Genomic DNA, 19,550 nt, shown 5'->3' with positions numbered 1-19,550 from the left:
GCGGAGGTCGGGCGGAGCCGGGATCACCACGAACCCGGCTCCGCCCATTTTTTCCGCCAAATGGATCAGCGGGCGCTCACGGTGACGTTGGCGACCTTGCCGTTGTAGGCGTGCGGCGCGGTGTATTCGCCCACCGCGGCCTCGCCGTCATTGCCGACGGTGAGCCCCTCGCCGGGCTTGCGGGCCAGCAAACCGGCGAGCTTGCCCTGGCCGACGGACTTGCCATCGACCTTGAGCGTCGCCCCGCCATCCGCGGCCACCACGGCCTCCACCTTGTGGGCACCGGCGGCCAGCGGCTCGGTAGCCACCACCGAGGTCAACTCACGGCCGCGGCGGAGGGAGAGCGCGAGCTTCCCGTCCTTCACGTGCAGCGCGTAGCCCTGGGCATTGCCGCCCTGGGCCACGATCACGCCCTGCGGCTGATCCTTGCCATCGAGCTCGGCGGTGATGGCGAAGGGCTTGCCGGTGAGGTCGGGCGACTGGGCACCGGTCAACGAGTCGCCGGACTTCCACGGACCGGCCGCGGAGGCCGCGGGCTCGGGCGCGTTGTCATCGTCCTTCTCCTCCGCCTTGGCGGTGGTGAGGCGGGCGGCGCGGCGCGGACCACCGGGGGTCCACTTCGGCGCGACCAGCGACGTGTTCCAGGTGTTCCACTGCGCGGCCAGCTCCTTCACCTTCTCCGGCTCCTGAGCGGCGAGATCGTTCTTCTCGCCGATGTCCTTCGCCAGGTTGTAAAGGTGGGCACCTTCGGTGGAGGCAGTGCCGGCACCGGCCACACCACCATCCCCGGCGGACTTCACCAGCTTCCAATCGCCCTTGCGGATCGCGATCTGCTGGCCGAATCGCCAGTAGAGCGCCTCGTGCGGTTGGGCGGTGTTGCCGTCCTTCAGGTAGGGCAGCAGGTTCACGCCATCGAGCTTCCACGCCGGATCGACGGGCACACCGGCGGCGGCGAGCGAGGTCGGCAGGAAGTCGAGCTGGATCACCGGACGGTCGTCGGTCTTGCCCGCGGCCACCTTGCCCTTCCACTGCACGATGAACGGCACGCGGATGCCGCCTTCGGAGGTCTGCGCCTTGTAACCCTTCAGCGGTCCGTTGCCGGAGGTCGTGGAGGGCGTCGGACCGCCGTTGTCGCTGATGAAATAGACGAGCGTGTCGTTCTCCAGCTTCAAGTCGCGGACCTTGTTGAGCACGGTGCCGACGGAGTCGTCGAGACCGGCCAGCAAGGCGGCGAATTTCCGGCGCTTCGGATCCTCGATGGCGGTGAACTTCTTGTCGTACTTCTCCAGCGTCTCCAGCGGCGCGTGGACGGCGTTGAAGGGCAGGTAGACGAACCACGGATCGTCCTTCTTCTTCTCGATGAAGGACGCGGCCTCGCGAGCGAAGGCCTCCGTGAGGTAACCGGGATCGCTCACCGGCTCGGTGCCGTGGAAGATGCCATTCACGCCGTTGCCCGCGTTGACGTAGCTGTGCGCCCCGCCGAGGAAGCCGTAGAACTCATCGAAGCCGCGCTTCTGCGGGTGGAACTGCGGCGCGGTGCCGAGGTGGGACTTGCCGAACCAGCCGGTGGCGTAGCCCGCGGCCTTCAGGCGGTCGCCGATGGTCTTCTCGTTCACGTCCAGGCCGACGGCGGCATTCGCCTCGGCAGGTGGCCCGGGATTGAACTCATGGCCGAAGCGCTGCTGGTAGCGGCCGGTGAGCAGGGCCGCGCGGGTGGGGCTGCAATACGGACCGCTGACGTAGCCGTTGCTGAAGCGCGTGCCATTCGCGGCCAGGCTGTCGATGTTCGGTGTCGGGATGTCCTTGGTGTAGCCTTGGGTCCCAAGCTCGCCGTAGCCGAGGTCATCGGCCACGATGAGGAGGATGTTCGGCTTCCGCTCGGCATGGGCGGACAAGGTACCGGCCGCGAGGAAGGCGGCAAACAGACGGGTTGTTTTCATAGGTCGATTGGTTGGTAGATTATTCAGACAGAGCAACGGCGGTGTTCGGGGCGAACGACCGGTCCGGGATGCTGCGCATGTTCATGCGCTGCGTGGACGGATCCTGATAGACGCAGACCAGCCAGCGGCGGTCGCGGCGCACGGCGCAACGGGTCTCGGTGAGGCGGCTCCATTTCCCGGTTTCGAGAAACTCGAAGCGCACGCCCTGCACGGTGCCATTCTCACCCTGCAGCGCGATGCCACCGATGGCGCCGGGTTTCACCTCGGCGTAGCTGGGCCCGATCGCGCCGCGCACCGGCGTGCCGGAGATGTTCAGGAGCTGGTAGGTGCCGAGCGGGAATCGGTCCTGGCTGTAATCGATCGCGCGGGCGCGGTAGGATTCGGTGCTGCCGGAGGCGGCGGGCACCAGCACCACGAGCGCCTTCGCGATGTCCGCGGCAACCTTCACCCGCGCGGCGGGGACGAGCTGGTCCCCCACCCGGCGCTGGATCACGGCTTCGTCGCCACTCACCTGAAGCATCACGGGCTTCGAGATGTTCGCGGTGGAGAGGCGCACCGGCTGCTGGTGGTCGCTGCTGACGATCTCCAGCGTTTCCGCACCCGGTGCATACTGGAAGCAGTAGAACGATGCCTCGACGGTGCGGACTTCCGGGGCCGCGTGGAGCGGCGAGACGAGGGCAACGAGCGGCGCGAGCGCGGCGATGGCAACGGATGCTTTCATGGGATCGGGATGCGGGTGTTAGAGTTCCTCCGGCTTCAGCCAGCGGAGGGACACGGGTTCGAAACGGCGACCGAAGGTCTGGTTCACGGGAGAAGGGGCGGTGGCGGTGGGAGCCTCCGAGGGATCGACGAACTCGGGCACGCGCTGGACGGTGGCCTCCAGCCAGGCTCGGGCCTTCACCCCGCCGCTCACCGCCTCGCCATAGGTGCGGATGCGGAAGGTATCGCCGCGGGCGACGAGCTGCGGCGCGAGGGGCGTGAGCAGGTCGGCCTGGTTGATGATTCCGGGCGCGCCATCCGCCGTGTTCGCATCGGGCGAACCTGGCAGCACGTGGGCGGTATCGAGCACCGTCTGGTTGATGCCGGAGCGGGCGATGGCGGCCTCCAGAGCGCCGTTGCGGGCGAGTTCTCCGCTGCCCGGGCGGCGGTTAACGAACTCGGCGACGGATTGGAACGGGCCGCGCTGCTTCACCTCCGCCACGATCTCCTCGGCGAGGCGGGCGATCTGTTTTTCATCGAGACGGCGGTAGCCATTCCACTTCGCGTGATCCGCGGCGACCGCACCCGCCCCGGACCCGGCATCGCCGGCGGTGGCATGGGAATGGCGGAGGACCGGCAGGCCATCGCCGGGGTGGAGCTTCAGCGTGCCCTCCTCCGACACCGGTGCGGCCGCGCCGAAATTCGAGGCGAGCAATGCCTGCCATGCCGCGACGCGGGTGGAGTTCACGTTGAACGGCGCATCGATCAGCAGGTGCGCGGCGACCTCCTTGTAAGACTCCGGCTGGGCCAGGCGGGTGGCGAGCTGGTCGGCCTTCTCGCCGCCGGTCCATGGCTGGAAGCGGGTATTCGGCAGCGGCTGGTCGCGGGTGAAGAAACCGTAGAGCAGCGACCTCACGGAGCGCGCGCTTTCACCGGCCAGCGCGGGATGGTCCGCCGCGGAGGAGAAGAACCACGAATCGAACAGCGCGTTGTTCGCGAGATACGAGTGGTCGAGGTAGGTGCGGCCGGATGCATCCGCGGTCACCTGGTTCTCGCCGAGCAGCGGCGGCAGGAACGAGTTGCCGACGATCTGGTCGGTGAGCGGAAGCTGGCCACCGACATTGAGCGGCGCGTGGCGGAGCTGGACCAGCGAGTGCGCCGGGGCCAGCGGCAGGCTCGAGAAGGTGGCGAACTCGGTGCCGGTCTGGGCATAGACCCCGGAGCCGCCGTAGCCGCGGTTGCCATCGTTGCTGATCTCGATCGTCGGGCTGTTCGGCGGCCAATCGGTCATGGCCTCCCAGCGGAACTCATACTGCTGGTGCTCGAAGTCCTCCTTCTGGTCGATGCCCGCGGAGGCATACAGATTGCCCGCGCCATTCTGGAGCCACGAGCGCGACGGGAAGCGCGAATCCCGCTCGGTCTTCTCCTGGAAGGTGGCGATCAGGAATGGCTCCTTGAAGCGCACCGCGGGCGGCGGCAGGATGCCCTGGTAATCATCGGCCGCGGCGCTGGTGGGGATCGCCGGGTTCACCACGATGGTCGGCAGCTCGTCCTTCGAGAACGACGGCAGCAGTTCCTTCTCGCGAGAGCCGTAGTCGAGCTCGATGCCGCCGGTGAGGCGCGTGACATTCGGGCCGCCCGCGTAGTAGCGCAGGAATCCGGTGGTCACCTTCCCGCCCGTCTCGCTGTGGCCGTCCGCATCCGAGCGCACCGGCATCACCTCGACCTGGATCTCATCGCCGGCCTTCACCGCCACGGTGCGCACGGTCTTGCCATAGTCCTTGCCATCGGCCTTGCCGTTCCCGTCGACGAACAGGTTCATCGTGGTGACGCCGCCGACCTGCGGATCGCTGTCGTTTCCGGCGGGCGGATGGAAGCCCGGGCGGAGCGTCAGACCGGTGAGGTTGTACTCGTGGCGGTAGTGCTTCACGTGGTTGTGGGCGGTGAAGACGACGTGCTCGCCGGGGTCGAGGATCAGCTCTTTCTTGCCCGACTCCGGGAGGATGTTGAGGCGGTAGTAGCGGTCCTCGCGGGTCTTGAAGTCCTCCACCGTGTAGGCGTTCGAGAAGCTGGTCGGCTCGGTGTTGAGCAGCGTGCCGTTCTTGTAGAGGCGGAAGCCGAGCGGGATACGGTGGAGATCCACGCGGCCGCCGGTGAACTTCAACCGGACATTGTAGGGATTCCACAGCGTGATCACCGGATCGATCACCAGCCAGGTGATGTACTTGTCCTTTTGGTCGGCCGGGGTCGAGCGGGCCGTGCCGTTCGCATACATGTCCTGCAGGCCGTTCGAGTAGCCGAAGCCGATGCTGAAGACAAACTGCGCCTTTGCGATCACCGGCGCGATCTGGACCTCATTGAACGCGGCATGGCGCAGGGTCTGGGACGATGGCGTGCCCGCAGCCGGGCGCGCGGTGACCGCGGTGGCGATGGTCGGCTGGGTGTCTCCGCTGATCTTCGTGTAGGCGCGGTAGTAGGATTGCAGCAGCGCCCAGCTCGGATCGGGGCTCGGCATCGGGTTCGCCCCTGAGAAACGCACCGGCGGATCGACCTTCGGCGTATCGGTGCCGGAGTAGAGGAAACGGCGGGCGAAGTCCGAGGGCAGGTCCTCGGTATCGAACAAGCGCGACAGGTCGCCCGCGAATCCGCCGTCCGCGACGTTGGCGACCAGGCCGCGGGTGCCGGTGGTGATGTCGTGGAACCCGCGGCTGTTTTCCGGAATGCCCACCAGGGCGGATTGGCCGGTGGTCACCAGCTTGCGGACGTCGGTATTGCGGCTGGCCAGCACCTTCCAATCGCGGGCCGTGACGGCGGCATAGCCGGGCCGGGCCGCGGAGGCCATGCGGTCATACTGGCTGGCGAAGGTCGCGGCCTTCGTTTCGTGCGGCACGTTGATCGAGGTCTTCTGCGATTCATCGAAGGAGGCCCACGCCAGCTTGCCGGATTCGCCGGTGCGATCGCCCGCCACCGGCATCACCGGGACCTTCACCGCGCGCTGGTCAGCCGTGGCTGCCACCAAGTCCACCGTCTCGCCGGGAGCAGCGGTGCTCACGAACTCCTCGGCTTGGGTAGCTGCGGGATCGGGAGACGACACCAGCCAGCCTTTGAAACGGTTCGCCTTCTCCTGCTTCCAATCCGGCACGTTCCCTTCCCCGTTCCACTTCCAGCCCTCCCACACGCCGGTGAGATTGGATTGGCCCAGGTCCCCTTCCGCGCGGATCGACGAGGACGCGGTCACCCGCCGGTCCGGACCGGCGAGCTCCTGCAATTGCCCGACCGCCATCTGCAAGGCCAGCCGCGCGTTCGACCGCGCCTGCCGCATCGCGCTCTCCCGCGATGACGTGCGCAGCGAAATGGTCGAGAGCGAGAGCATGCCGAGGCCGACCACGGCAAGCAGCACCACCATCAGGAGGACCGCCACGAGGGCGAAACCATTCCGGCGTGGCTGGAGGATCGGACGGGAGTTCATGGGAGCGGAGGAAGTGGGTGGGATCTGCGCGGGGCCGGACGGTTCACGGCTGGGTCTCGATGCGGAAGAACCCGCGGGGCTTCGCCGGATCGAGCGTCACGGTGGCGGTGCCGGTGCCATCGGCTTCCGTGGTCACCGTGCCGTGGTCCTGGTCGAAGGTGGTGAGATCGAGCCCCCCGCGGACGAGATAGGTGGTGGACGGCTTGCCGGTGAAGTGCAGGACCAACGAACCGGACTCAATCGTGGACGAGGTCACCTTGAGCGGCACGGCGTTGACCGTGATCGTGAAGGCGTGGGTGGTGGTGCCCGCGGCGGTGGTGTAGGTGACGGTGTAGGTCGTGGTGGTGGTGGGGCTCAGGCTGATGACGCCATTGCCATTCACCAGCGGCACCTCGCCCACGCCGTGGTCCACGCTCACGGAGGTGACGTCCGCGCCCACCTTCACGGTGAGGTTGGTCGAGCCGCCATCGGTGATGGTGCTGGCGGCAACGCCCTCGTAAAGCGGCCCCTTCGCGTCCTGCCACCACGCGGTGCGGTGGGCGGCGATGCGGGAGTCGGTGGTGTTGCCATCGGCATCCGGGTCGTCGAGCAGGCCGTTGTAAACCACCACCTCATCGATGCGGCCCTTCCACAGGTCGGAGGTCAGCGACTTCTGCGCGCCGATGTTCCAGACGCCTTCCGATGCCTCGAAAATGAAGTTCGGATCGAAGGTGCTGCCGCTGGGGTTGGTGCCATCGAGCGTGGAACCGATCAGCACGCCATCGAGATACCAGCGCACCTCGGTGTTCAAAGCATCCGCCACGATGACGAGGTGAGCCCAGGTGTCGGCGGTCAACTTGACGTCGGCATCCTTCGCCACGGCCTGGCCGAGCAGCGTGCGCGGCGTGCCGTCATCGGTCACCGAAAGCAGGATCCGGCCGGTGCCGTTGAGATCCCCCTGGCCGACGATCGCGTGGTTCGCCGTGCCGGTGCCGGGATTGCGCCGCACCACCGCCTCGATGGTGAAGCCGCTCTCAAGCTGGCCGGGATTCAGGATGAAATCGCTGACCACGGCGCTGGCTCCATCGAGGGAAACCGCGCCATCAACGATCCCGGCCACGCCGCTCACCGGGGTGCCGTAGGCCTTCGCGTCGTGCGGAGCCGCATTGTCCGCGGAGTCCACGAAGACCTGGGAACCGGCGGCTTCATTGAAGCGGAACCAGGCCACCGGAGCATCCGCACGGACCGCGGCGGAGAAGTTCGTTTCCGCGTCCAGCACGGCGGTCGCGGTGGCGGTGCCGGTGGAGTTCACCGCGGAAAGCGTGAAGGAGGTTTCACTGCCCGCGTCGACATCGGTGAAGGACGACAGCGTGGAGGAGGTGGCCAGCACGGTCGAACCGGCCTTGAACTCGATCGTCACCGGGTTCGGGGCCTCGCCCTCGGACACCTGCCAGTGGAACCGGACATGGCCGGGGGTGGCCAGCCTCGTGGCGTGGAACGACTTCACCGTCGGGGCCTGGTATTGCAGGGCGGTGACCGTGAGGCTGCCGGTGACGCTGCCGCCCGGGCCGGTAGCCGTGAGCTGGTAGGTGGTGGTGACCGACGGGTTCACCGTGACCGTGGCCGTGCCATGGACGATGGAAACGGTGCCCACGCCGTGATCAATGCTCACCGAGGTGATGTCCGCGCCGAGGCGGGCGGTGAGCAGCACCGGGTCGCCGGAGCTGACCGTGGTTTTCGAGGCATTGTATTCCAGGATGCCCGCGGTGGTGCCCCACCATGCGTCGCGGTGCGCGGCGATGCGGGAGTCCGCGTGGTCCTCGTCGCCGTTGGGATCGTCGAGCACGCTGTTGTAGACGGCGATGTCGTCGATACCACCTTTCCAGTAGTTTCCGGTGAGGGCCTTGCCGAGGCCGATGATCCAGTCGCCGGTGGCGGCCTCGAGCAGGAAGTTCGGGTCGAAAGTGGAGCCGTCCGGGTTCAGGCCGTCGGCGCTGCTTCCGGCGAGGACGCCATCGACATACCAGCGGACCTCGGTGTGGAGGGCGTCCACCACCACGGCGATGTGGCTCCAGGCATCGTCGTGAAGCGGAACGTCCGCCTGTTTCTCGATGCCGCCGCCGATGTCGGTGAGGATCTTGCCGCCGGCCGGGGAGGCCAGGAACAAGCGTCCGGTGGAGCCGCGCTGGCCGATGACCACCGGATTCGCGCCGACCACGCCCGGACCGCGGCGGACGATGGCCTCCACGGTGAAGCCGGAGCTCAGGTTGCCGGGATCGAGGATCGAATTCGTGAGGATGCCGCGGCTGCCGTCGAAGACGCCCGCGCCATCGAGGAAGCCGGTGCCACCGCTCGCGGACTGGCCGTAGGCCCGGCCGTCGTGCGGGGTGGCGTTGTCCGCGGAATCCGCCACCAGTTGGGAACCGGCGGCATCGTTGAAACGGAACCACGCCACCGGCGCATCCGCGCGCACCGCGGCGGAGAACGCGGTTTCCGCGGCCAGCGTGGCGGCCTTCTGGGTCACTCCGGTGGCATTGGTGGCGATGATCGAGAACGAGGTCTCCCCCGCCGGATCGATGTCCGCGAAGGTGTCGGTGAACGCCGGAGTCGCCACCACCGTGGCACCGGCCTTCAGCACCAGCGTGGTCGGGTTCGGCGCGCCGCCTTCGGTCACCTTCCAGTGCAGACGCACCTTCCCGGTGGAGGGCAAGATGGTGGCCTCGAAGCCGAGCACGGCGGGCGCGGTCGCCACCGGGGCGGTCACCGAGGCCGCGTTCCAGAACACCGCGCGGCTCACCGAACCGGTGAAGCTGTAGGCATTGTGGACGTCGAAAGGCGGGCCCAGCACGTTGGCGGCATTGCTGCCCGAAAGACCGCCCACCGACCCGACGCTGGTGATCTTCGCCACCGAAAGCGTGTCATTCCCCGACCAATTGGAAGGAGTTCCACTGATGAAATGGGACGAGAAAACCACGTTGCCGCTGTCCGGCTGCACCTTCAGCTCAAGCGTGCCCTTCTGGTCCCAGGACGCGGAGAACGAATAGGGCGTGCCCGCCGTGAGCGCGCCGATCGGGCTCTGCACCGCGATCGCCGCCAGCGTGGTGTCGTTCAGGCTCGCCGGGACCGTCTGGTCGTTCGAGCCCTGCTTCGAGAGCACCGTCGGCACGCCATCGATCAGGTAGAGGCCGAAACCGTTCGAGCTGCCGCCGATTTCGAACAGCAGCACCGTCTTCGCGGCGGTGGGCGTGACCCGCTCCAGGTCCGCCGCCACCGGGGTGAAGGCGATGTTGAAGGTCGCCCCTTTCAGGTGCTCCGGATCGCCGAGGGCCGGGATGCCGGACTTGCTGCCCGCGGTGCCACCGTCATCGACGAGGCCTTTGACATTGCTGTCATAGAGCGCCGTGGCCGGGTCGAGGTCGACCAGGATGGCCCCGTGGGCGGCGGCCCAGCCAAGGCCCAGCGTGGCCGGAAGCCAGCGATGAGAAGATCGTATCATTCTGGAAATCATGGAAATCGGGAGGATTGCAATTAGGTTTTAAAGATTCGTTTCCAACGAAATTTCAGAAGCAAAGTCGGAAAGCCGGAAGAAACATTATTTAGACGCCCCTTTTGGTAATGTATCCGAAAAGGCCAAAATTTTTTTGGAGGATCAGGAGGCGAGCGAACGCGATGCGCCGCGAAGCCGGGGCGGCTCATCCGGGACGTCCGGTTGCCACCACGGCGGTCTGGCCGGGCCCCGCGATCGGGATGCCCTGCCGACGGGTCTTCCCATCAACAACAGCCATCCATCATCCGATGACGGACCGATGGGACGGCTGGAGCGTGAAAGCGATGGGATGACAGGAAATGGATCATGGGATCGGAACTCGCATGGGTTGCACTCTCCGGAACCGGTCGAGGTGAATGCCTCGTGCCTGGATTCCGGACCACCTGTCAACGTGCTCCCCTCTGCGAGGGGTGGCCGGGTCTCCGAAGCTCCCGTGGGAACCCCGTTTGCGGCTGACGGGCGGACTAATGCCTACTTTCAGGTGGGAGTTCAAGTGGAATTTTAGGAAAATCTTTCCGGGGGCTCCAAAATGAAAAACCCCTGCCGGGCACGGGGGCCGCGGCAGGGGCTGGTTCAAACCATCCGGGAAACGAACGGTGCCGTCAGTTCCCGAGGTCGCGGTTCATCTGCGCCGCCACTTCCTCCGCCGACAGGGCGCGGTCGAGGATGCGGAAATTGTCCACGCTGCCATCGAGGTACGGATCGGCATACTGCGAGCGCCCGATGTAGTTCTTCGTGGTGCTGCCCAGCAGCGCCGGGTAGAGCGTCATCGCGGTGTTGGTCCCGGCGACCGCCCCATTCACATAGAGCGTGCCGGTGGTGCCGGACAGCGTGACCGCCACGTGGTTCCACTGGTTCGCCACCAGCGCCGAGGCACCGTCGATGCGTTGCTCGCCGGAGCCGCCGCTGGTGGTGATCGCGAAGCGCGGCTTGCCGGTGCTGCTCTTCGGCGTGAGGAACATGTTCACCGTGGTGCTCGATCCGAAGTCGAAGATCCGCGACCAGGTGCCCACCGTTTCCAGGAACACCCACGTGGAGATCGTGCAATCGCCGAGCGTCGAAACGGCCCCGGTCGGCAGCGTCACGTGGTCGTTCACGCCGTCCAGCATCACCGCGTTGCCGGTCACGCCGGTGGCCCACAGCGGGCCATTGACGAGCGTGCCGGTGTTCCCTCCGCCACTGGAATCCGCCGCGGTGGTGCCGCTGCTTTCATTGAAGGCGAGGAACGTCTTCAGGTTCGGCGAGGCGCTGTAAACCTGCACGTCGTAGAAGGCGGCATAGCCGGTGGAGGAACCGGTCACCACCACCCGCACATAGCGCGCGACCCCGCTCATGGAATCGACCGAGGTGTCGGTGGAGGTATTCCCGGTCCGGTCCACCAGCGTGGTGTAATTGGTGCCATCGGTGCTGCCTTCGATCCGGTACTGGTAGGAACGGTTTCCGCGGTCGTACCACTCGATCACGGCCTTATCCACCGGCATCACCGATCCGAGGTCGACCTGCCACCACTGGGGGAACGTACCGGTCGAGGCGGTCCAGCGGGTGTATTCGGAGTCCACGTCGTTCGCGTTCACCGCAAGGTTTCCGGATTGCTGGCTGCTGGCGGTGGTCGGCCGGTGTTGCGAGACCAGTTGCAGCGGCAGCACCTGGTTGGAAACGCGGCACTCGTAGAACGCGGCGTAGCCGGCGGACGCGCCGACGACGTTCACACGCACATAGCGGGCGCTGACGTTGCTCAGGCTGTCCTCGGTGGCCCCGGCCTGGGTGTTGGCGCTGCGATCCGCTACGGTGGTCCAGGTGGAATCGTCGTTGCTGGTCTGGATCTGGTAGCGGTAGGTGCGGGTGCCATCGCCATACCAATCCACCGCCACCTTGGTGATCGGCTGCACGGAACCGAGGTCCGTGCGCCACCACTGCGGAAACGTGCCGGAGGAAGCAGTCCAGCGGTCGCCGGGCACGCCGTTGTTGCCCTTCCACGAATAGTTCGCGGATTCGGTGGTGCTCGCGGTCGTCGGCCGCCCCTGCGAGATCACTCCCGCGGCGGGCGCGTACTGCACCAGCGGATGCACGAAGGTCCACTCCTGACCACGGGCGGTGCCGGATGCCATCGAATAGACACCGGTGCCGGAGGCGGCCTGGTCGAGGTTGTCGAGCACCAGGCCGGTGGCCTTGTTCACGATCTTGAAGAAGAACGAGTCCGTGGCGTTGATCTGCCACAACTGCGAATTCGTCGGACTGCCGGAGAGCGAGGTCATCACCACCGCGCTGCCGGAAGCTCCGCCCGCCGAGTCGAGATACAAGCCGTTCTGGACATTGCGGATCGTGAAATGGGTGGTGCCCGTCACGAAGCTCACGTCCCACTGCTGGGTGGTCGCGGAGCCGTTCACCTCCTGCCACGCCGCGGTGCCGGACGACGCGGTGGCGCTGCCGCCGAGCATGCCCAGCGTCTGGCGGTTCCGCAGCCGGTAGGTGCCGGAGGCGATGCCGATCGTCTGGTCGCCCTGCGCCAGGTTCATGTCGCGGCGGAAACCACCGACGATGCCCACCATCCGCGGCGCGTCCACGCCTTCCGCATCCTGGTTGGCACCGTAGGGCCAGAAGTGGGCGCTGTCCCCGCTCATGCGCTCGCCGGGACCGGCGTAGGCGCAGCGCAGGTTGTAGGCATAGGTGCCGGTCCAGCGGCCGTTCCGGAAAAAACCATCCCAGCCCGCACCGGTGCCCGTGCCCAGCCAGTGACAGGACTCGTGCATGGCGGTGCGGTAATTCCGCGATCCCCCGAACCGGATCTGTCCGAGATAACCCGCGTCCGCGGTGGGCGTGCCGGACGAGTAGATCACACCGATGTCATAGTTGTAGGTGGCGTAGCTGTTCCAACTGGACACGCAGCCGTCCATCGAAGCGGTGATCTGGTCACCGTAGGCCGATGGCGTCGCGTTCCAATGCCAGGTCATGGCGGCGTTGGCGGCCACCGGCAGCAGGCCGCCAAGGATGAGGAGTAGCTGGCGGGCTCCTCGGCACCGCTTCAAGGTTCCATTTCGTGAGGGACGGTGGTCCGACCCGGGCGAATTTCGATTCACTTTTGGTATTTGGGTTTTGGGTTCTTCACACATGGATTTCCACCCATGTAGGAGGATCGCTTATGAAGACCCATCATCCCATTGGCTAGTTGCATGAAGATTTCCAACATGTCTTTTATGAAGACATCCCCCGCCACAGGAAGATACCCTAACAAAAACCTCCCCTTCCCTTTCCGCCGAAAACAAGCGTCCCCCGTGCACCGAGGGATGCACGGGGGACGCCGCTATTGCATTACAGGTATCCGGGAAATCCGTTCACTAATTCGCCTGGAGCTTGAGGCGGAAAAAACGCTTCGGATGGGCGAGATCGGAAACGTCGTAGAGATCCCGAACCTCCACGTTGCGGCTGCCTCCCGTGCCGGTCTCGGTGGCGGTCGCGCCCGCCGTGACCACGCTGAAGGCAGCGCCATTCGTGCTGCGCGCCAGATCGGCCCACGGGCCCGCGGGCGTGTCGGCTCCCTGCGCCGTGACGATCAAGTCGCCCGCGGCCGTGCTGCGCGGAAACTTCATCACGTAGCGGCTGCCGGAGCGCTGCGCCTGCAATTGGCTGGCGGTGGTGGCGTTCGGATTGGTGCCGTGGAAATACTCCACGATGTTCGGCAGCGCGTCGCCATCCGGGTTCGCCAGCGAGGCCGCGTTGCCCGCGTCCGCCGTGGTGCCGAACTGGGTCCGCCGCCAGTCCTGGCTCGCGGTGAGCGGCGAGGCGCTGGTTTGCGCCGAGGCCGCGCTCTCCCCCATCGCGTTGAGCGCGCTCACGGTGTAATAGTAGGTCGTGCCGCTGCCGGTGGCCGCCGCATCATTGTAGGCCGGGGAGCTCAAGCCGCTGGCCACGGTGGTGAAAGGACCGGCCCCCGAGGTGGCCCGCTTCACGTTGTAGCTGGTGGCACCCGGCGTCGCGGTCCAGGCGACATTGATCTGGCTGGTCGAGACCGCGGACGACGACACCCCGGACGGCACCGGCGGTGGGGTGCTGTAAAGGAGTTGGTCCGGCGCGAGCGCGACATCGGAGAACCGGATGTCATCGAGGTAGCCGTTGAAGCGGTCGGTGTAGCTGCCCGCGTAGAGCCCGCGCCCCACCGAGAACACACCCGCGTCCCACGTCGCCCCATCTCCCGATCCCACCGAGATCGCGGGGTTGACGCTCGATGAAATGTCCAGCGTGCCGAGCAGGGTGTAGGCCGGGTCGCCGTTGGTGATGTTCTTCAGGTAGAGCGAAAGCGTGCTGCCATCGCTGGTCGCCGCCACGGCGTGCCACTTGGCGTCGGTCACCACGTTCGCCGCCGATTCCAGCTTCCAGTTGTTGCCCGCCGCATCGGTGAACTGGATCATCAGGTTCCCCGCCGGACGTACCGAGAAATACAGCGCGGACCACGCGGTGTTGCCCGCATAGGCCCCCTGGCTGTCGCGGCCGATGAAGGTCTGATAGCCATTGGTCGCGTCATCCGGACGGATCGCCGCCTCGATCGTCCACGCCTGCGGGCTCCAGGTGGTCAGCGGCGTGTTGATCGCGGAGAGCGCGTTGGTGGCGTTCGCGTTCTGGATGCTCAGGGTGTTCGCCGCGCCGTTCTGCGGCGTGGTGGCCGTCGCGACCTGGGCACGGTACCAATCCCAGCTCGCCGCGTAGGCCGAGAGGTGGTTGCCATTGCCCGACTGGTCCTTGATGCTGCCATCGAACTGGTTCGAGGAGGACGGGCTGTAGGGCACGTAGGTGTCCGCGGTGCCCTGCTCGAAGTTCCACCACGCCACCGCGTGCGACGGCGTGAAGGTCGTGCCCGCCAGCACCGCCACCTCGCTCTGGCTCAGCGCGCGGTTGTAGATCCGGAAGTCATCCACGCTGCCATTCAGATACGGATCGGAGAACTGCGACTTGCCGATGTAGTTCGCGGTGGTACTGCCCATGCTGGACGGCCGCAACGGCATCGCCGGACAGGTCGCCGCCAGCGCGCCGTTGATATACAGGTTCGCCACCGGTCCGGAAATGGTCACCGCGACGTGCGTCCAGGTCCCGGTGGGGATCGCCACCGCGCTGTCCATCGCCTGCTCATACAATCCCGGCACCTTGATGCCGAAACGCGGACGCCTCGGCTTGGCCGCGTCATACTGGGTCGTGAGGAACATGTAGGTGCCGGTGCCCGAGCCAAAATCGAAGATGCGCGACCAGGTGCTCACCGAGTTGAGTTTCACCCACGTCGAGATCGTAGTGTCGTTCAGCGCCTTCACGCACCCGGTCGGCAGCGTGACGTAGCCGTTCGTGCCATTCAGCACCACCGCGTTGTTGGTCTTGCCCGCGGCCCAGGTGGCGTTGGAAAGCGTGCCATTGCGACCGTTGCCACTGGCATCCGCCGCCGTGGCGCCGCTGGTTTCATCAAACTTCAGGTGCACCAGGAGGTCCGCCGATGGCTGCGCCACCGCTTGGTTCGAGTTCGCGCTCGTGCCCTGCGAATTGGTCGCCGTGACCACATAGTAGTAAACCGTGCCGGTGGTCACCGTGCTGTCCGTGTAGCTGGCGGCGGTGACATTGCTGACGATGGTGGCGTAGCCGCTGCCGCTGGTGGTCGATCGCTTCACCGTGTAGCTGGCGGTGAGCGGCGTGTCATCCCAGGTCAACTTCACCGTCGTGGGCGTGACGCCCGCGCTGAGATTGATCGGTGCGGCAGGAGCGGCGGCGGAGCTGGCGGGCGCGATGATCACGCGATCCAGCATCACCATGCTGGTGCCGCCGTTCGCGTTTGTACCCGCGAACGACAGCACGTGGCTCGCCGCCGTGGCGGTGAAGGTGGCCGTGAACTCGCCGTAGGTCGACCCCTGCTGGCTGGGGTAGAAGCTCTTGATCGTGCGTCCGTCGATCCGCAGGTCGAAGGTCGAGCCGAGCTGGTAGAGGCTCTGCCGCTGCGAGGCCAGGAACTTCACCGTGTAGAACGATCCGGGCGTGAACCCGGTGATCGATTGCGAAATGGAGCCGGTGTTCTGAAGATACGCCACCTGCGTGCCCTGCGGCGCGGCACGGTTGCCAATCACATACGCGCTGTTCAATCCGGACACGCCGGACATGCCGGAGAACGTCCACGAGGCCCCGGTCGGATTGTGGGACACCGCCCCGGAGGCCACCACCGGCGTTTCGAAGCCAAAGTTGCCCAGTGTCACCGCGGGGGCCACGGGCGTGCCGGTCACCTCGTTCGAGGGCACGCTGGTCTGCGTGGCGCTCGCGGCGGTGGCGATGTAGTAATACGGCGTGCCATTGGTGCGGCCGGTGTCGGTGTAGTTCAGCCCGGCCTGGGTGACGACATCGGTGTAGGGGCCGCCCGGCGCGGTCGCTCGCTTCAGGGTGTAGCTGGTGGCTCCGGTCACCCCGCTCCAGAACACGTGGTTCTCGCCATTGCCCGCGATCGCCTTGAGCCCCGGCTGGGTCACGGTCTGGTACCACTTCGTGTTCACGTTCGCGGTGCCGGTCACACCGCTGCCCAGCGTCAGTCGGTAGTCGAACTTCGTCTTCCGCGAGGACTCGCCGTTGTAAACGTAATCGGTGCTGCAAATGACGGCGATGACCACGTTGTTCCGCACCGCCTTGTCGAGGCGCAGGCTGCACGTGCCGCTGGACACCGGCTGGCTGTAGACCGCCGAGCCGTCCGCCGCGCGGTAGACGAGCTGGCAGGTCATGTTGTTGCTGGTGGCGGTGGTGGCCTCCGGGGTGCTGGAGGTGCCGCTGTTCGCGGTGATTGCCATGCTGTTGCCCAGCGGCTGGAAGTCCACGCTCACCGTGCCGGTGCCGGACACCGTGAGCGGCACGAAGTTCGCGCCGGACCATCCAGGCAGCGTGCGCGAAACCGGCGTGAGCACCCCGGCGTTGTTGGTCGTCGGCTGGTAGCAGGTCGCCGTCCACGGATCGCAGGCGATCCAATACGGCGTGTACTCCGGACCGAGGCTGGCATTCCAGTTGTCATTGAGCAGCTTCTGGTAGGCCCCCGACCACTTGCCCAGATCGCAGATCGCGGCGCGTGCGCGGTACTCCATGATCAATCGCCGCGTCTGCGCCTGGCCGAGCCCGCCGTTGGCCGTGGCGATGCCTTCCAGCACGCGGCCCACCGCGTTCTGCCAGATCCACGCCACGCTGCCCGGCGACACGATCTCGCCCATGAAATGCGGGAACGCCTCGCTGTACTGAACCCCGCCGAAGAGCTGCCGCCACGTCGAACCATAGCCAGTGCCCTGATCCACCCCTTCCGCGGACGGTCCGCCGAAGCTGCCATCCTGCAACCAGCCGCTGTAGTTCTCGATCGGCAGGAACGGCGCGAGCATCGAGGTGGCGCTCAGCCAGCCCATGCCGCTGTAGTTTCCGGTGAGCTGCGCGGTCATCTCGCCCTGCAGCCAGGTGTTGCCGCTCTCCTGTATCCACGCCGCGTTCTTGCAGCCCGGGGCATCCGCCAGCACCGCGTGGATGCCCTCGTGCACCGTCGCCCCCTGCTGCGCCACGCGGTCGCTATAGGGACAGTTCGGGTCGAACGAATAGACCGGGTAATACGACATCAGGATCATCGGCCAGTTCGTGCCCTGGTAGTTGGTCGCACTCTGCCAACCGCCGAGGTCGGTGTTCGACGCGGTGTCCGTGCCCAGGCCGGAGCCGAAGAGATAGACGCCGCTGAAGTAGCCGCTGCGCGCGCGCAGGTCCGCGGGCCAGCCCATATTGTCGCGGAAGTAGGCGAAGTCGCTGTTGAGGCGGTTGAGCATCGGCACCCACGCCGCCGAGGTCACCAGCGCGTTCTTGTTCGGCCCATAGCGGAAGCTCCAGAAGCCGGAGGTTCGCGTATCCACGATGTTCGCCGTATCATTGAGCAGCGCCGTGGGAGTCGGCAGCGAGGGATAGCTGGTGCGGAAATCGTAGTTGAGGTCCGGGTTGTACGAGGACCACGTGAAGGGCGCGGCGGTGTCCGCGGCGGTGACCATCACGGCGACCGGCACGGTCTTCACCAGGCTGCCGCTGGTCCCGGTCACGGTGATGTCTTTCGTGCCGGTGGTCGCGGTGGCGTTCGCCGTGAGCGTCAGAGTGGTCGTCGTGGTGGAAGAGGCCGGGCTGAACGACGCCGTCACCCCGGTGGGCAGGCCGCTGGCCGTGAAAGTGACGCTGCCGGTGAACCCGCCCGTCGGCGCGACGTTGATCGTGTAGCTGCCCGATCCACCCTGCGGCACGATCACGCTGGAACGCACGCCGGAGTTGAGGGTGAAATTCTGCGCCTGCGCGGCGGGCGCGAAACAGGCGAACACAAGGGCGGCGAGCGGCGCGACGGCCATCCGGCCCCGGCTCGCAATCGTGCGGGTCATTCCAAAGGGTTCCATGGGGTTCAACGGCGGAATCCCGCCCGGATGCACCGGCCAGAGGACGAAATCGTCTTGCCATCGGTAGCCCGGACAGTGCCATACACTCGCGATCACCGGTCCGGTTCGCAATGGTGTTAGCCCCCCACCAACGTGTATCCTGAGCATACAACCCGCCTCCGCCCATGGCTGAAATTCCCCGCAAGATCTCGATCCACGACCAACTCGTCGCCCTGCTCCGGGAAGGCATCCTCGGCTCCCGGTGGAAAAACCACCTCTCCAGCGAGGCCGAACTTTGCCGCGAGTTCCAGGTCAGCCGCGTGACCGTCCGCAAGGCGCTCGCCCAGCTCGCCGCCGAACGCTGGATCACCCTCGGGGGACGCGGCAGGCCGCACGTCATCCACAAGCGCCCGCGGAAACCGGCCCGCAGCGAGGCCCGCACCATCCGCATGCTCACCCCCTATGCTCCCGCCAGCATGGGGTCCATCGACTACACGCTCCACGAGACCATTTCCGAAATCATCTCCGCCTCCGGCTACCGCGTGGAGATCGAGGTCCACCCGCGGCTCTTCGAGGACCGCCTGCCGAAGAAACTCTCCCAGCTCACCTCCCTCCCGGATACCGCGGCGTGGGTCTTGTTCTACGCCACCGAGCCGATCCAGAAGTGGTTCGCCAACTGCGGCACACCGGTGGTGGTCGCCGGACGCGTGTATGACGGACTCCCCCTCCCCGGCATCTATTCCGACATCGTCGCCGCGGCCCGCCACGCGGCTGGACTGCTCCACACCCGCGGCCACCGCGACCTCGTTTACATCCAGGCAAACCACACCAGCCTCAACGACCACATCGCCGCCGAAACCGTTCTCGCCGAAGCCGGTCGCCTCGGCATCCGCGCGCGCGTGGCGACCTATGAAACCGGTCCGGAAACCATGAGCCGCGCGGTGAGGAACCTTCTGGCCACCCGCCCGAATCCGACCGCCTACCTGTGCGCGGCCCCCGAGATGGCGTTGACCCTGCTTTGCCACCTCCTCGCCAGTGGCATCAAGGTTCCCGCGCAGGCGAGCGTCATCTCACTCTGGGACGACAACTTCCTGGCCCACACCCACCCGGCGATCGCGCGTTATCACACCAGCGGAAAGTCCCTGGGCCGCCACATCGGCCGCATGCTGCTGGACCTCATGCGCCATGGCCCCGGCAAGGCCCGGAACATCCCCGTGACCCCCGAGTTCATCCCCGGCGGCACCCTCGGCGCGGTCGCCCCAAAGGGACGCGCCCCTTCCCCGTGATTCGCTCCAGCCATTCGGCGTCGTAGCCGCGCTCGGGAGAGCGTGGGTTGAATGGATTCGCCATTGCCCATGCAACCCGAGCCCTGGATTCGCAACCGTCGTGTCTGAGCCCGGAGGGCGACGCTCCACTAGCCGGTGGCGCAAGCCACCGGACCAGATCCAGGAGTGATTCAAGTCCCGGCAGGGACGACGCTGCCTGCGCTATTTCTGCAAACTTACCATTCCAGCGGTTCGGAAGAATCC

The 19,550-nt window shown here is 66.5% G+C and carries 7 protein-coding genes; 1 reads left to right on the top strand and 6 read right to left on the bottom strand.

Annotated elements, in window-relative coordinates; all coding sequences use genetic code 11:
• Nucleotides 1-65: 65 nt before the first annotated feature.
• From llg_RS13990 to llg_RS13965, 6 genes are all read right to left on the bottom strand, one after another.
• A complete protein-coding gene (locus tag llg_RS13990) occupies nucleotides 66-1,940 on the bottom strand; it encodes a sulfatase-like hydrolase/transferase (protein WP_338285295.1) in 1,875 nt (624 codons plus the stop codon).
• Nucleotides 1,941-1,959: 19 nt separating this feature from the next.
• Nucleotides 1,960-2,661 (bottom strand): hypothetical protein, encoded by a 702-nt coding sequence (locus llg_RS13985; RefSeq protein WP_338285294.1) that lies wholly within the window; start codon nucleotides 2,659-2,661, stop codon nucleotides 1,960-1,962.
• Between the two features lie 18 nt (nucleotides 2,662-2,679).
• Nucleotides 2,680-6,108: a hypothetical protein gene (locus llg_RS13980; RefSeq protein WP_338285293.1), complete on the bottom strand. Its 3,429-nt coding sequence runs from the start codon at nucleotides 6,106-6,108 to the stop codon at nucleotides 2,680-2,682.
• A 43-nt stretch (nucleotides 6,109-6,151) separates the two neighbouring features.
• Nucleotides 6,152-9,583: a LamG domain-containing protein gene (locus llg_RS13975; RefSeq protein WP_338285292.1), complete on the bottom strand. Its 3,432-nt coding sequence runs from the start codon at nucleotides 9,581-9,583 to the stop codon at nucleotides 6,152-6,154.
• Between the two features lie 653 nt (nucleotides 9,584-10,236).
• The gene (locus llg_RS13970) at nucleotides 10,237-12,660 is read right to left on the bottom strand and encodes a discoidin domain-containing protein (protein WP_338285291.1); all 2,424 of its coding nucleotides are present in this window, start codon (nucleotides 12,658-12,660) and stop codon (nucleotides 10,237-10,239) included.
• Nucleotides 12,661-12,969: 309 nt separating this feature from the next.
• On the bottom strand, nucleotides 12,970-18,027 hold the full coding sequence (locus llg_RS13965; protein ID WP_338285290.1) for a LamG-like jellyroll fold domain-containing protein: 5,058 nt from the start codon (nucleotides 18,025-18,027) through the stop codon (nucleotides 12,970-12,972).
• Nucleotides 18,028-18,206: 179 nt separating this feature from the next.
• Between llg_RS13965 and llg_RS13960 the strand changes: the two genes are divergently transcribed.
• Nucleotides 18,207-19,307 (top strand): GntR family transcriptional regulator, encoded by a 1,101-nt coding sequence (locus llg_RS13960; protein ID WP_338285289.1) that lies wholly within the window; start codon nucleotides 18,207-18,209, stop codon nucleotides 19,305-19,307.
• Nucleotides 19,308-19,550 lie beyond the last annotated feature (243 nt).

This window comes from Luteolibacter sp. LG18, from assembly GCF_036322585.1.
Classification (GTDB): domain Bacteria; phylum Verrucomicrobiota; class Verrucomicrobiia; order Verrucomicrobiales; family Akkermansiaceae; genus Luteolibacter.
This window is presented reverse-complemented; position numbering and strand designations above follow the sequence as displayed.